Source organism: Nocardia rhizosphaerihabitans, assembly GCF_014646295.1.
In the GTDB taxonomy this organism is placed as follows: Bacteria; Actinomycetota; Actinomycetes; order Mycobacteriales; family Mycobacteriaceae; genus Nocardia; species Nocardia rhizosphaerihabitans.
Map to the genome: position 1 here is coordinate 1 of NZ_BMNE01000014.1, position 15,228 is coordinate 15,228.

The following is a 15,228-nucleotide window of genomic DNA, read 5'->3' on the forward strand; positions in this document are numbered from 1 at the left end:
TCTCACCGTAAAGTCCGTGCCCGTGTCGAGCATGCCTTCGCCCGGATGAAGACCTGGAAGGTCCTACGCGACTGCCGCTTACGTGGTGACGGGGTGGGTGTCGCGATGGCTGGGGTAGCGACTCTGGCCAACCTCGCCCACGCTTATTGATTCCTGGCCGGTGGACCTCTCGCCGTCAACAACTCAGACTTACGGGACAACCCTTAGGCTTCCGCCATGGCAACCAAGGATCAGCAGGTCAGGCATGTGGCCGAGGGGACAGCACTCGGCGTGCTGGCTCATGGCATCGAAGCGGTGACCAGCGCGAAGTTGGAGTTCGAGCTGGCATTCGAGGCAGCCTGGCGGCGGTGGTCACGCGCTGGCGAGTTCCCCAGCATCAGCGGCCCCCACGCGGGCAACCTCTTTTGGCTCGGTGTTCAGAAGTCCGAACGGCGACAAGGCCCTCGTGCCGCCTGGGATACAGGCCAATGGTCAACTCCCTACGTGGTACTACGAGACTGGACGGTTGAGGAGTGCCTCGACCTCCACGCGGATGAGCTGGCGACGGTTGACGACTGGAAGGCGCTCGGACAGCTGTTCGTCGCCGGGTTTACCTTTGGGCATATCAGGTACGCCGAAGACGGCGTCGCACGATAGCCCCGTCGGGTGCCAAATCCGTTAGCTCCTTGCCGGACTCCGGCGCTACAGTCGGCGCATGACGCCTCGACTGGGTGGGTTCCCAGAGGAAGAAGCTTTCGGCACGGACCAGGTATGGCTTCCCGAGCAAGCCACTGGCAGACACGGAACAATTCGGTCATCTCTGCCGCCCGGGCCTGAACGAGAAGCGCTGCTGCAAGAGATCATGGCAGCGCTCAGGGAACAGGCCAGCGATCCAACCGCGCTGGTAGCCGAGCTTCGGGATCTTGTGGCGGGTAAGGATCTAACGCAGCTGATCAATGCCGTTGCGGTGCCTGCAAGCATGTCCCTCATCCCTGATGTTGACTCTGGTGCACTTGATGACGGCCCACATACATGGAACTGGGCTGCCAAGATCGAATACCTTATGGGAATTGCACTGTCCGTGGATAGTTCGGGGACCGAAGATTCTCTCCGCGCTGTCGTTGAGCAGGTCGTATCACTAGTTGGCGCTATCTTCGAGGCGGAAGAGGCTCGGATCTTTATTGATTCGATCGATGAAGCCGACGACGATGGAGCCGAACTTGGGTTCGCTCGTATGCAGCTGCAAATGGAGCACCTGTCCGATCGAATGCCTGGGTACGCGGTCCACATGGAGAAGGTCGATACCGAGGTTTTCAGTCGGCATCGTCAGTATTATATCGACGCTCTGGGATTCAACCCGGCCGACGTCATGCGAATAACTAGACAGCATTCACAAGCAGTACGAAAACGTTTTTACTCTGCGATGGCCTCTCTTCGAGCAAGCGTTGATGCGGGCGGCGAAGCGGATATATCGGCCGTTATTGATGGTTTGAATGCGGCAAGCATTTGGACTGCTGAGGCGGTTGCAGAGTCGACCGGTTCCGATGTCGGCGAGATTCGTGCCATGTTGGACTTCTTCTCTGCAACTTATGAATGCCAGCCGGATTTCCGTTTGCCTGGCGATGACAATATTGTACGCAGTCGGCCGTGTATCACTCTCGGCGAGGGACAGTATCTCGTCCCCGACCCATGGGCGTTGCCAGCTGCGCTTCATGACCGTTTGGCGACCGATCCTAAGACGGCAACCTATGACCCGGTCAAATACCATAGACATAGGCAGCTGGCGCACGAACGCCTGGTAGAAGCCGCGTTAGCGCGAATATTCGGCAAGGCGCATGTCCATGCAGGTCAGTACTACACTTCTACTGCTTACGGCGACGGTGAGATAGATGCTCTGGTCTCCGGGGAATGGCCATTAGTCGTGGAAGCCAAAGCGCACAGTTTGACTGAGGCTGGACGAAGAGGCAGGCGTGACAGGGTCCTGTCGCGAGTGGATGACATGCTCGGGAAGGCCCTAGATCAAACAGATCGAGCAACCACCTACATTCTCGACGAGGGTGGCCGAGAGTTCTCTTTGAAGAAAGGTGGCAAAATGCGTGAGATTTTGCCATCGACAGTTTCTGGTGTCACATCAATTGTCGTGACGTTCGAGCGCATGGATCCAATCGCGACGTATGGTGCAGCTATCGCCGGTTCGGCCAAGCGTCCGACGTGGGTTCTGGGCGTAGGTGACCTTCTTGTGGTCGCCGATCTCTTGCCGGATCCGGCAGCTTTCCATCACTATGCACGACTACGAGCAGCGATGGCTGACGATCGCGTAATTGCGGCCTGTGAGTCGGATGTTCTTGGCAGCTACTTCTATGACCGCGTGCAACCCCTACTTACCCAGGAGGGCGGTGACCAAGTTCTTCGTGTAGTCGGCTACGCCAGCGGGCAAATTAACCGGTACTATACGAATCTTGAAATGGGACTACCAGCCGCCGAAGCACCGACAACTGGCGTGCCTTCCGATATCGCCGTCGCACTGAGCGCCACCGTCGATAACGTAGGTTGGGCCGGATGCACTCAAGCGGTTATGTTGGCGGAACCGAGTACCTGGACCAAGTGGGGGCGCTTTACGCGCCGACACAAGGGTAAAGGGGAATTCAAGGCCACTGAAAGGCTGACCATTACGACGAGTGAGGACCAGTCGGCTGTCGAAGCCCTTGACGGCATTTCCCTGCTTCGTGTAGGTCGAGCGAATTCGGGCTAAGGGCTGTCCCGTAAATTGTTGAGCAGCAGTGGGTATCGTGTCTGCGGTGGTGATCTCGGCGGCTGATCCGGTGATGGTGGAGTTGTTCTCCGGGCTGCGGCCACGCACGTTCGCTCGCCTGATCACCCGGCTGCGGCGCGAAGGCGCCGACCAGCCGTTGCGGGGCCGGCCGTGGGGATTGTGTTTCGAGGACCGGGTGCTGCTGGTGGCCACGTATTGGCGGACGAATCTGACGATGCGGCAGCTCGCGGCGGTGTTCGGGGTGTCGAAGTCGTCCGCGGGCCGGGTGATCGAGGACCTGGGACATGTGTTGGCGCTACGACCCCGGGTCCGGTTCCCCCGTGGTGCGGTGCTGATCGTGGACGGCACTTTGGTCCCGACCCGGGACCACGAGGTAGCCGCGCCGAGCAAGAACTACCGGTACTCGACCAACCATCAGGTCGTCATCGACGCCGACACCGAACTCGTCGTCGCGCTCGGACGACCGTTGCCGGGCAACCGAAACGACTGCCGTGCCTGGACCGAGTCCGGTGCCGCCGAGGCATGCCGCAACACGGTAGTGATCGCCGACGGCGGCTACCAGGGAACCGGCCTGATCATCCCGCACCGCCGGGCACCCGGTGTCGAACTGCCGGAATGGAAACAGGCCCACAACAAGTCCCACCGCAAGGTCCGTGCCCGCGTCGAGCACGCCTTCGCCCGGATGAAGACCTGGAAGATCCTGCGGGACTGCCGTCTACGCGGTGACGGGGTCGTTGTCGCGATGGCCGGGGTAGCCACCCTGGCCAACCTCGGCCACACCCACTGACATGGGTGTATGGGCCGGGTCCGACGCGGCTATCCCGGACTTACGGGACAACCCTTAGATGTCGGATCACAGATGGTTCGGGGCTAGTGCCGATGCCGCGCAGTTGATGGTTTGGCACTGTTGTTGGCCGTTGAGTATTTCGACGGCGATGGTGGCGAACCTCGGGCCGAGAATCTCGCCTTCGGCGTGAACCAAGCAGAGCCGGGCACTGCCGGTCTGGGGGGAGTGTGCCCGCGGCGATGAGTTCGTCGGAGAGCCGGAACTCGCCAGCCCGCAACCGGCGAGGCCACGGCCAGCGTCGCCAAGCAGTGGATGTGGCCGGTGAGCGGTTCTCCGATCGGTTGTCCGGTGGATGCGTCCCACAGTCGTACGGTGCCGTCGAAGCCGGCGGAGGCCAGTCGCGCGCAGCCCGCCGCCGATGACCAGGACCTCGCCGGTGATCGTAGAAACGAACAATTCCCCTCAGGTAAATCGACAGATCATGCACGACGTCACCGGTATCGGGAACCGTCACGCGTCCTGCGTTACATGTCGCACCGGAGCAGACCGTCGTTTGCATTGAGGGGTGACCGATGGCCGCACCGACACCACACCGGCGGCCCTGCGCCTGCTGGCCCTGGGCGTGGGGTCGAGCTGCTGGAGCACTAGGTCCAGGCTCTTAGCCCGCCTATCTGCAAAGCATCCAGATGAGCTTCGATGCGCTTGTCGAGATCGAGCAGGTGCGCCAGGTCGCGTAGTGAGGGGCGTGCACGGCAAGGTCGCGCAGGCCGGCCAGAAAGGTGGCCTCCTCATTATGCTGGTCGATGACGATACTGAGGCTCGTCATCGATCAGTTTTCTGGGCAAACATGGCGCCGCCACGTGCCGCCGTCGAAACTGAGCACGCATTCGTCGCCTGCCACCCACAGCACGTCGGGCTTGGCATCGATGACGTAGTAGGACTTTTTGCCCCTCAGCGGCACCTTGGTCTCGCGCAGCTGCATGCCGTCGTACTCGAGCAGCTGGTCGGTTGCGGTCACGTAGAGCTTGCCGGCGAACTCAACCATGTTTCCCAACACTTCGGCGCACAGGTCGCGATCGCCGATATCTGTCCATCCCGCCTGCGCGCTGCCTCGTAGTAGGATCCCGCCGGACCCACCGATATACACCACACCATCGGCGGCGCAGTGCACGCAGTGAAGCGGCAGGTTGGTGGGTGTCACCGATGCCTGCCAGCCTTTGCCGTCCCAGTGCCAGATGGCGCCGCCATCGCCGACGGCATAGACGTCGTCGCGCGAGAACCCGTCAATGCCGTTTAGGCAGGCCGTGACCTCGTCCTCCAACGGAACATAGAGCCCCTGGTCGATGCGCTGCCAGACGCCCTTGCTTTGCCTCAATACCTGGTTCTGTGTGCCGCAGGCATACAGTTCGCCATCCACCTCGCAGAGGTCCATCAGGTAGACATTGTCGATGTCCAGCGTGGTGTCGGTGCTGGACTGCCCGGAGGGGTGTTCGCGGAGTAGCCCGGCCCGTCCGAGGTAACAGTAGTTGCCTTTCTGCTGCCCGCGCAGCGGTGCTCTCTGCAGAGCGCTGTAGACCACCTCGGGAATGTCGTAGACATGGAACCAGTCATCCTGTTCGATCATCATCACCCGGGTCGCGCTGGGCTCCGCACCCTCCAGATAGAGATGCCCGCCGAGCAGCGCCTGCTCCGGTCCGATCGCGACAATGTTGGTGAAGTAGAGGGCGGTTTCGCTCTTTGCCATGGTCCTGATCGTATGGGCGTCCTGCGGGGCTGGTGCGGAACATGCGGTTGTATGACTTTGCCCGCCGCGCCCGAGGCACGGAGGTTCGAAGTGTTGGTGCAGCCAGGTCCTTTTTCGGCTTGGCCTTCTAGATTGGTCGAGCTGGAGGGCGACGCACTCCTTCTCTTTTTCGTCAGGTCTCCGGGGGGGGGGGGGCTCAGCGCGCCTCCTGGGGTCATCAGGCACGAGAGCTACTTCTTGGCCGGCGGTCCGGACGTGCAGTGGCTGTCCATGTCGGTCGCCAAGAGCTTCATCTCCGCGCTCATCGGTATCGCCGCCTCGGTCGACGCCCAGCTCACCGCACCGCTCCAGGTGATTAGGCCGTGCAACGGCGGTCTCGTGGTCACGGCGCGTAGAGCTCCGAGCGCCCGGGTGCGCGCGTCGTGATCGCGTGCTTCCAATGGCTGCTCCGCTGCCGATCCGTGCGAGCTCAGCCAGCCGAACGCCGAATCCGTCACCGGTGGCCGCGACCGTTTTGCGGTGAGAATCACGACGGTATGGCCACGGCGCACCAGCTCGTCAGCCACCGCCGCCCCCAGCACGCCGGAGCCGATCACTGCGACGGGCGAGGTGTTGCCGCGTACCATCCGTCTACCTCCCGTTTCCTGCAATCGAGATCGATTATTCGCGAAAGACTTTCGGTTAGGGCGCGGACGCGGTCGTCGGAGATATCGCCTGCCGCGTGAGCTCGTTCGTGGAAGATGCGTTCCTTTATTTCGATGCTCGATCGACGACAGACGAGAAGGAGTACGCGCGGAGCCGTTCGGTCAGTGCGCGGATGCGGTCGTCGGATGGGCTGTCTGCCAAGTGGACTCGGGCATGTATCCGTCCGTTTTCCGTCGAGACGTCGATGTCACCGCAGGTTTGGGCGGCGAGCATTTCTTGGGCCACGACGCGATTCACCGCATCGAGGACCAGCGGGATCTTGTGGACCTTGCCGACCGCGGTGACCGGTATCTCGGCGATGGTGTGGAGGAATTTCGGGGCCGCAGCCGGCTCGGGAGCGTGTGTGGCGGCCCAGGCAATGAGTTCCGTCGACTGAGCTACCGCACCGGCACGGAGAACAACGTAGGCCGCCGGGACCTCGCCGGAATGGCTGTCCGGGCGTGCGACCACCGCGGCGGCTTCGATGTCGGGATGCGTGAGCAGCGACTCCTCGACCAGGCGCGCATCGATGTTGTGCCCCCCGCGGATGATCACGTCACGCGCCCGTCCGCTCAGGGTGACGAAGCCATCGGCGTCGACTCGGCCGAGGTCTCCGGTGATCAGCCAATCGTCGATTACGATTCCGGTGGGGTCCGGCACCGCACCGGCGGGTCCCGCGCGCAGATATCCAGGAGTGACACTCGGGCCCCGGATCGCGAGCACGCCGACTTCCGCCAGCTCGCAGTCGCCGGCCGGTCTGCCGTGTTCGTCGACACGTACCGACTTGATGTGCTGGTAGGGCAATCGGATACCGATCGCTCCGGGCTTGCTGCCGGACATCGGCGCGAGAACGCTGACACAGGTAGCCTCGGTGAGCCCGTATCCCTCGAGCATCGGTACACCGGTCATGGATTCGAAGGTTGCCCTGACGCCACTGGGAAGTGGTGCGGCGCCGACGATTCCGGCCCGCAGGCTGGAGATGTCCACGCCGTGCGGCACCCCCGGCAATGTCGCGTAGACAGTGGGAACCGCGGAAAAGGTCGTTACCCGGTAGTGCGCCACGATCCGCCAGAAGTCGGCCATGGCCGCCTTGTCCCGGTATCCGAGTGGACCCAGTGACACCACGGACCGACCTGTGAAGAACGGTGTGAGTGCGGCTACGTGGACCGCGTTGACATGGAACAGCGGCAACCCGGTGAGTATGACGGCGTCACCGGTGAATACCGGGTGCTGCGCAAGGGTCCACGCCAGGTAGACCTGGTTCGCGTGCGTATGGACGGCGACTTTGGGGGTGCCGGTGGTGCCGCCGGTGTGGAAATATGCGGCCGGATCCGACGCCGTGGGCCGTCGGTCGAAGGCGAGCTCGTCAGGTTGAGTACGGGTCAGGTCGTCGAAGTCCCCGACCCAGGCGGCCGGTGGTTCGTCGACCCCGCCGCCGACGGAGACCACCGCGAGCCCAGGTAGTGCCGCGGCTACCGTGCAAGCTTTGCGCCACAGGTCCGCATCGATATCTGGTGCGGGAGCGAGGAGTACGCGAGCATCGGTGAGCCTGAAGATGTCGATGATGTGCTCGGTGGCCAGCATCGGGTTGACCGGGTTGGCGATGCCGAGCACCTGCGCGCCGAAGAACGCGGAATAGGTCGACCCGGTGTTGGGCAACATCAGGCCGACCACGCCGCCGGGCTCGACGCCCAACGCGGCGAACAGGTTCGCTGCCCGGTTGATCCGACGCAAGAGTTCATCGTAGGACCATGTTTCGGACCGGTCCCAGTGCTGCCCACCGGCCAGCAGACGTAGGGCGGGGTCGTTGGGGTTGTGGCGCGCGGTACGTGAGATCAGGTCGTAGGTGCTGCTCGGCAGGCCTCGGTCGGCGAGCGGGACCGACTCGATGCGAGCGAGTTCCGCGATGGCGGCCGCCACGTCAGGCTGCGGGTTCACGCGCGGACCACCCGGTTGGCGAGCACGCCGATGCCTTCGATATCGACTTCGACCAGGTCGCCCGCGCGCAGATAGCTGTCGGTGAACACGCCGGCGCCGCGGGGTGTGCCGGTGCAGATCACGTCTCCGGGTTCGAGGGTCTGATAGCGGGACAGGTATGCGATCAGTTCCGGAATGGCGTGGATGAAGCCGGTGGTTCTGTCGTCTTGGCGGACCGTTCCGTTCACCCGGGTCCGGACGGCCAGATCGGGTGTCTCGGAGAATTCGTCGGCGGTGACCAGGCAGGGGCCGAGCGGTTTGAAGGTGTCGAAGCTCTTGGCCACGCCAATCGAGGCGGTCGGATCGCCGGTCATCGCACGGCGTTGGATATCGCGTGCGGAAACATCGTTCACGGCGGTCAAACCGGCTACATGGCTCCATGCCCGGTCGATGGTCACCTCGCGCGCGACTGTGCCGATAACGACAGCTACCTCGGCTTCGTAGTCGACATGGTCCCCGGCGACGCGGGGCAGCACGATCGGGTCGGTAGGGCCGGTGACCGCGGAACCGGCGGCGACTTGCAGGTTCGGTTCCTTCGGCAGCGTGACGTCGGACTTTCCGAGCGCGGCCAGCATCTCGAGTGCCTCGGTGGCATGGCTGCCGTAGTTCAATCCCACGATCAGCACCTTGCCGGGGCGCGCGACCGGCGATCGCAAGATCGTCGCGTCGATCGGCTGTTCGCGAAGCACCGGTGCTGTGCGCGCGGCTTCGATCCCCGGACCGCGCAACAGGGCGCCGACATCGGGGTATGGCAAGTCGAGTATTGCGAGCATGCCCGTCCGGTCTTCGCGAGCGAGCCCGCTGCTGGTGGCGTAGAGACGCATGTCGAACCTCCTTGTTCGCCGGTACTGCACCGGCCGTTCTCTTGATTTACAGTTAAGAGCATGTCTTAGCTTGCAGTCAAGAGCGGGTTTAGAGTGGCGTCATGCCCAAGAATCGCCAGGAGATCCCCAAGTCCGAACGTCAGGCTGACGTGGTTGCGCAGGCTCGCGAGCTGTTTGTGGCCGGCGGCTATCGGGGGACGAGTGTGGCCGCGGTCGGCCGAGCTGTTGGCATCGCGCCCGCGGCGGTGCATTGGTATTTCCCGACCAAAGACGACCTTTTCGCGGCGGTGATCGCGTCCATCTTCGGTGAGGCGCGCGCGGAGGTGGAGGCTGACTCGGCGTTGGCGGGCGATCCGCGCGCGGAGCTCATCGCCCTGCTGGTGCGGATGGAGCCCTACCGTGGACTGCATCGCGTCGCCTATGAGCGCATGGAGGAAACCGAAGCGCTGCGCTCGATCTATGAGGAGATGCTGGACTGGCTGGAGGGGCGGCTGTTCGCTGCGATCTCGGAGCGGGTCGGTAGCGATGCCGATCTCGCCTCGATCGCCGATCTCGCTCACGTGCTCTTCGAGGGTTTGCTGGTCAGTGTGCGGCGACTGGACCGCCGGCCCGGCAAATTGGTGGATCTGCTGATCGCGGCCCTGGTCGCGGTCGTCGAGGTGAGTTGATCGCGATCTCTTGACTTTCATTCATGAGCGGGCCTAGCTTCTCTTGTATCCCATTCAAGAGATGTTCTCGGCTCAAAGGAGAGTCCGCTCATGGCATCACCCGCGAAGCTCGCTCATGTCGTCCTGCGCACCGGTCGGCTACCGGAGATGGTGGACTGGTACGTGCAGGTCCTCGAAGGTCGCCTGGTCTTCGGCAACGACATGTTGGCGTTCGTGACCTACGACGAGGAGCATCATCGCGTTGCCTTCCTGGCGACCGGTGCGACCGAGCGGCCGACCGATGCGCATTCGGGTCTGCATCACGTCGCCTTCACCTACGACTCGCTCGATGATCTGCTCGCCACCTATCAGCGACTGAAGGACGTCGGGGTACAACCGTTCTGGACGATCAACCACGGTCCGACCACCTCGATGTACTACGAGGACCCCGACGGGAACCACATCGAACTGCAGATCGACAACTTCAGCACCGATGCGGAACTGGACGAGTTCTTCGAATCGGGTGCTTTTGCCGCCAATCCCATCGGTGTCGCCTTCGACGCCGATGAACTGGTCGCCCGTTTCGCCGCGGGCGAGCCGCTCGCCGATCTGGTGCGCCGGCCGTGAGCGCGCCCGAACAGACGCCGGTGCTCATCGTCGGCGCGGGCCCGGTAGGCCTCGCCACGGCATATGTGCTGGGGCGCCACAGCATTCCGAGTGTCGTCTGCGAACGATACGGCGCGGTCAACCCGCATCCACGCGCGCATGTGGTCAACACGCGATCCATGGAATTGTTGCGAGCGTGGGGTATCGCCGACGCGGTGACCGGCGATGCGGTGGCGCCGGAGTGGATGCTCAACATCGTCTGGAAGCAGACATTGGCCGCTCCCGCGCTCGGCCGGATCAATCTGGCCGAGGACGACCCGGCGCGAATCCTGCGGCGTGCCAGCGCCTCTCCCGAGATGATCACCTCCTGCGCGCAGGACAGGGTCCAGCAGCGACTACTCGACGCACTCCGGGCCCAAGGCTTGGCCGACATCCGGTTCGAGACGCCGGTCGTCGATGTCACCGACGCCGGAGACCACGTCGAGGTGGTCGTCGAATCGGGCGGTTCGCCGGAAACCCTGCACGCACAGTATGTCGTCGCGGCCGATGGGGCCGCCGGTACTCTGCGCGAGGACCTCGGCATCGGGATGGAGGGTCTGTCCGAGCTGGGTCGGCAATTGACCATCTACTTTCACGCGGACCTCTCACCGTGGACCGAACATGATCCGGCCGTGCTGATCTGGATGATCAACGCCGACTCGCCCGGCGTCTTCATCGGAATGGACGGCAAACACCGCTGGACGCTGAACCGGCCGTTCGATCCCCGCACGGAGTCGCTGTCGGACTACACTCCGCAGCGCTGCATCGACCTGATTCGTACCGCCGTGGGCAGTGCGGACCTCGACGTCGACATCCGATCGGTCCGGCCGTGGACGCTGGCGGCTCGCACCGCGGCGAGCTATCGCCGGGGCAGGGTTCTGCTGGCTGGTGACAGCGCCCATCAGTTCCCACCGACCGGCGGACTCGGCATGAACACCGGCCTGGCCGACGCCGACAATCTCGGCTGGAAACTCGCCGCGGTGCTGGGTGGCTGGGCGCCGGATTCGCTGCTCGACAGCTATGAGGAGGAGCGGCGTGCCGTCGCGGTCAGCAATACCGAGCACAGTGTCGCCAATGCGGTGAAGATGGTCGATGCCGGGATCGGGCCACTGACCGTCGAGATCGCCCGGCGATTGGACAGCGCAGATCAGGGCATCGCGCAGCGTGAGCGTGACCGGCTGGCCGCCGCGATCCCGCAACATCGAGCACATTTCGACGATCTCGGCCAGGAACTGGCCTACGTGTACAGCACAGAACCTGTCGTCGACGACCCGATCGTCACCGCCGTCGTCGGCGCCCGGCTGCCGCACGTGTGGACCACCCACGACGACACCACGGTCTCCACTCTCGACCTGCTCGGGCCGTGGTTCACCATGATCGCGGCCGGATCTTGCTGGGAGACAGCGCTGTCCGAGGTCTCCGGAGGAGTGCCGATCCGGGTCTTCGTCATCGGGCGCGACCTCGACTTCGACGCCGAGCGTCTCGGCATCGGCACGTGCGGCGCCGTCCTGGTGCGACCGGACGGTCACATCGCCTGGCTGACCGACCACGCCTCCGACGCACCGGCCGCCGGCCTCGCCGCCGCGCTCCGGACCGCGTGCGGCGCTGCCGAATCCCGTTCCTGACCCGCCGCCGTGACTTCGCAGAAAGCCATCGACATGACCAATCAGAAGGCACCGGTCGCGCTGTCGGACCGGTACACCAAACTGTCCGGTGCCGTGCATCTCACCGGCATCCAAGCGCTCGCGCGTCTACCGCTGGAACTACGCCGTGCCGATCTGCGCGCAGGTCGGCGAACAGCCGCCTTCATCTCCGGATACGAAGGCTCGCCGTTGGCCGGCTATGACACCGAACTCGCCCGCAACGCAGCACTGCTCGACGAACACGACATCGTGTTCCGCCCGGGCGTGAACGAGGAACTGGCGGCGACCGCGGTCCAGGGCACTCAGCTGGCGGCCACTCAACACGACAAGCGCGTCGACGGCGTCATCGCACTCTGGTACGGCAAGTCGCCGGGCCTGGATCGGGCATCCGACGCCATCCGGCACGCGAACATGATGGGCACACACCACGAAGGAGGCGTGCTAGCCCTCGTCGGTGACGACCCGGCGGCGAAGTCGTCGACAGTGCCCGGCGCGTCCGAGGGGCTGCTCGCCGATCTCGGCCTGCCGATTCTGTACCCGGCGGATCCACAGGAGGCCTTGGACTTCGGGCTGCACGGTGTCGCGATGTCACGGGCCTGCGGACTCTGGGTGGCGATGAAGATCGCGACCAATGTCGCGGACGGATCGGGGACGGTGGATCTGGACCCCGACCGAGTCCAGCCCCTCGTTCCCGACCTGACCGTCGACGGCGCCGTCTACCGGCACGAAGTGACCGCGCACGTGCTGCAGCCGACCCTCGGTACGCTCGAACGCAGCCGTGAGGGCGCTCGACTCGAGATCGCGCGGCGATACGCCGTGGCGAACGACCTCAACCGGATCACCCACAGCGGCGTCGGTGACCGGTTGGGGATCGTCGCGTCGGGCAAGACCTACCTCGATGTCCGCCAGGCCTTGCGTTCGCTCGGTCTCGACGATGCCGAGCTGGCGCGCTGCGGAATACGCCTGCTGCGCCTGGGAATGATCCATCCGCTCGAGCCGACCGTGGTCCAGCGATTCGCCGAGGACCTGGGTGAGATCATCGTGATCGAAGAGAAGCGACCCTTCATCGAAACCGCGGTCAAGGATGTGCTCTACGGACGCCCCGGTGCTCCCGTGATCACCGGCAAACGACAGCCCGACGGCGCCGTGTTCGTTCCTGTCGACGGCGAACTCGACCCCGACATCATCGCGGCGAAACTCGCCGCCCGCCTGACCCAGATCGGCGGCTTCCCCTCGGTGGCGCCATGGGGGGCACGCCGTCGCACCGGGATCGGCCCGCGCGCATTGCCGTTGGTCACCAGGACGCCGTACTTCTGCTCCGGCTGCCCACACAACATCTCCACGAAAACGCCCGAGGGATCGACTGTCGGCGCGGGCATCGGATGCCACGGCATGGTGACACTGATGAGCCCGGCGCAGGTCGGCTCCGTCACCGGCCTCACCCAGATGGGCGGTGAAGGCGCGCAATGGATCGGCATGGAACCGTTTCTCGCACGCACTCACCTGATCCAGAACCTCGGCGACGGCACCTTCCACCACTCCGGCAGCCTCGCCATCCGCGCGGCCATCGCCGCAGGTGCCAATATCACCTATAAACTGCTCTACAACTCCGCGGTGGCGATGACCGGCGGCCAGCAAGCGGTCGGTGTCATGTCGGTCCCGGCGATCTGCGCGGCGATGCGCGCCGAAGGCGTCGCGCAGATCATCGTGACGACCGACGAACCGCGAAAATACCGAAAGATAGCACTGCCCAAGAGAGTTCAGGTCTGGCATCGCGACCGCCTCATCGAGGCCCAGGAAACGCTGGCCGGAACATCCGGTGTCACGCTGCTCATCCACGATCAGGAATGCGCCACCGAACTGCGGCGCAAGCGCAAGCGTGGTCTCGCGCCGAAACCCTTGGAGCGCATCGTGATCAACGAACGGGTCTGCGAGGGCTGCGGCGACTGCGGACAGAAGTCGAACTGCCTGTCCGTGCAACCGTTCGACACCGAATTCGGCCGCAAGACCCGGATCGACCAGTCCTCCTGCAACATTGATCGCTCCTGCCTGGCCGGTGACTGCCCGTCCTTCCTCAGCGTCGTGCCCGCGCCGGGCCGCCGCACACAAGTCGCGCTCACCGGCCCGGCCGACCTTCCCACCCCGCCCCGAAACATCCACGGCGTCCACACCACCCGGATCGCCGGCGTCGGCGGATCCGGCATCGTGACCTTGGCGCAGCTGCTCAGCACCGCGGCCACCCTGGGTGGACTGCGGGTGCGGGCACTCGATCAGACCGGACTCGCGCAGAAGGGCGGGGCCGTCGTCTCCGACATCACCGTCTCCCACGAGCCGATCGAACAGGGCAGCAAGGCGATCGCTGGCGAGTGCGACCTTTATCTCGGGTGCGACCTGCTCGTCGCGGCCGATCCGCGCTACCTCGCCGCCGCCGATCCCGAGCGAACGGCCGCGGTGATCTCCACCAGCGAAGTCCCGACCGGGCAGATGGTCACCGACCCGACGGTCTCGTTTCCCGCCCCCGGACCGATTCAGGACACGATCCGGGCGACCACGACCGACGCCTTCTTCCTCGATGCGCGAAGCGCGTCCGTCGCATTGCTCGGTGCTGATCAATTTGCCAATCTTCTCCTCGCCGGCGCAGCTGTCCAGTCCGGTGGGTTGCCACTGGCACCGGCGGACATCGAAGAAGCCATCGTCCTCAACGGTATTCAGGCCGAAGCGAATACGGCGGCTTTCCGATTCGGCCGACTCGCTGTTGCCGACCCGTCGGCCTTCGCCGCAGCGGTGGCAAAGGCCAGCGGGCCGAGCGAGGCGCCTCGACCACGGTCGCTGGCAGCCGAGGGTCTCATCGCCGCCGTAGCGGCCGAACCCACCTCGGAACTCCACCGCATCCTCAGCATCCGGATTCCTGATCTGATCGAGTACCAGAACGTCTCCTACGCAAGGCAATACAGCACGTTCGTCGAGCGAGTGGCGCGCGTCGAGGGAGCACGGATTCCCGGCTCGTCGGCGCTGACCGAGTCCGTCGCGCGCAATCTGTACAAGCTCATGGCCTACAAAGACGAATACGAGGTCGCCCGCCTGTCACTGGACGCCGAGGTCCACACGGCTATCGAAGCGGAATTCGGCCCCGGTGCGCGTGTTTCCTATCGGCTGCATCCTCCGGTGTTGCGCGCTATGGGTATGAAGGACAAGCTCGAACTCGGGCCGTGGTTCCGTCCGGTGTACAAGGGACTGATCGGCATGCGCCGCCTGCGTGGTACGAAGCTGGACCCCTTCGGTATCGCTTCCGTGCGCAGAACCGAACGCGCGCTGATCACTGAGTATCGGGCCGTGATCTGCGATCTCCTCGAGGCTTTGCGAACCGATACCCTCCCGCTGGCGCTCGAGATCGCGGAACTGCCGGATATGGTCCGCGGCTACGAGACGATCAAAGTCGCGAACATCGACAGGTACCGTGCTGCAGTTGCCGAGCTCCTCACCCGATTCCGGAATCTTTCGGATGAGGCGGCTACACCGTGACGA

At 64.3% G+C, this 15,228-nt stretch carries 12 protein-coding genes and 1 pseudogene; 8 read left to right on the top strand and 5 right to left on the bottom strand.

The features are described from left to right. From IEY60_RS33835 to IEY60_RS33850, 4 genes and pseudogenes are all read left to right on the top strand, one after another. Positions 1 to 150, top strand: a pseudogene (locus IEY60_RS33835) (IS5/IS1182 family transposase); the annotation flags it as partial. A 66-nt stretch (positions 151 to 216) separates the two neighbouring features. Further along, positions 217 to 636: a hypothetical protein gene (locus tag IEY60_RS33840; RefSeq protein ID WP_189034628.1), complete on the top strand. Its 420-nt coding sequence runs from the start codon at positions 217 to 219 to the stop codon at positions 634 to 636. A 58-nt stretch (positions 637 to 694) separates the two neighbouring features. After that, positions 695 to 2,731: a hypothetical protein gene (locus IEY60_RS33845; protein WP_189034629.1), complete on the top strand. Its 2,037-nt coding sequence runs from the start codon at positions 695 to 697 to the stop codon at positions 2,729 to 2,731. A gap of 73 nt (positions 2,732 to 2,804) precedes the next feature. Continuing rightward, complete coding sequence (locus IEY60_RS33850) at positions 2,805 to 3,539, top strand: transposase (RefSeq protein ID WP_189034683.1); 735 nt, start codon at positions 2,805 to 2,807, stop codon at positions 3,537 to 3,539. A 667-nt stretch (positions 3,540 to 4,206) separates the two neighbouring features. Here the strand turns inward: IEY60_RS33850 and IEY60_RS33855 are convergent. The 5 genes from IEY60_RS33855 to IEY60_RS33875 form a co-directional block, all read right to left on the bottom strand. Next, positions 4,207 to 4,365 (bottom strand): hypothetical protein, encoded by a 159-nt coding sequence (locus IEY60_RS33855; protein WP_229740364.1) that lies wholly within the window; start codon positions 4,363 to 4,365, stop codon positions 4,207 to 4,209. Positions 4,366 to 4,368: 3 nt separating this feature from the next. Beyond that, entirely contained in the window at positions 4,369 to 5,283 is a 915-nt protein-coding gene (locus IEY60_RS33860) for a WD40/YVTN/BNR-like repeat-containing protein (RefSeq protein WP_189034630.1), read from the bottom strand. 230 nt (positions 5,284 to 5,513) lie between these two features. After that, positions 5,514 to 5,909, bottom strand: coding sequence for an FAD-dependent oxidoreductase (locus IEY60_RS33865; RefSeq protein WP_189034631.1), 396 nt, complete (start codon positions 5,907 to 5,909; stop codon positions 5,514 to 5,516). 124 nt (positions 5,910 to 6,033) lie between these two features. Continuing rightward, positions 6,034 to 7,905, bottom strand: coding sequence for an acyl-CoA synthetase (locus IEY60_RS33870; protein ID WP_189034632.1), 1,872 nt, complete (start codon positions 7,903 to 7,905; stop codon positions 6,034 to 6,036). Continuing rightward, positions 7,902 to 8,768: a fumarylacetoacetate hydrolase family protein gene (locus IEY60_RS33875; protein WP_189034633.1), complete on the bottom strand. Its 867-nt coding sequence runs from the start codon at positions 8,766 to 8,768 to the stop codon at positions 7,902 to 7,904. Before IEY60_RS33875 ends, IEY60_RS33870 begins: the two co-directional genes overlap by 4 nt. Before the next feature lie 101 nt (positions 8,769 to 8,869). On the opposite strand from IEY60_RS33875, the gene IEY60_RS33880 reads away from it, so the two are divergent. From IEY60_RS33880 to IEY60_RS33895, 4 genes are all read left to right on the top strand, one after another. Further along, positions 8,870 to 9,436, top strand: a complete 567-nt coding sequence (locus IEY60_RS33880; protein ID WP_189034634.1) for a TetR/AcrR family transcriptional regulator — start codon at positions 8,870 to 8,872, stop codon at positions 9,434 to 9,436. A 90-nt stretch (positions 9,437 to 9,526) separates the two neighbouring features. Beyond that, the gene (locus IEY60_RS33885) at positions 9,527 to 10,042 is read left to right on the top strand and encodes a VOC family protein (RefSeq protein ID WP_189034635.1); all 516 of its coding nucleotides are present in this window, start codon (positions 9,527 to 9,529) and stop codon (positions 10,040 to 10,042) included. Continuing rightward, positions 10,039 to 11,685, top strand: coding sequence for an FAD-dependent monooxygenase (locus IEY60_RS33890; RefSeq protein ID WP_189034636.1), 1,647 nt, complete (start codon positions 10,039 to 10,041; stop codon positions 11,683 to 11,685). The genes IEY60_RS33885 and IEY60_RS33890 overlap by 4 nt, the downstream gene beginning before the upstream one ends. Positions 11,686 to 11,694: 9 nt before the next feature. Next, positions 11,695 to 15,225, top strand: a complete 3,531-nt coding sequence (locus tag IEY60_RS33895; RefSeq protein WP_373291806.1) for an indolepyruvate ferredoxin oxidoreductase family protein — start codon at positions 11,695 to 11,697, stop codon at positions 15,223 to 15,225. The last annotated feature ends 3 nt before the right edge of the window (positions 15,226 to 15,228 follow it).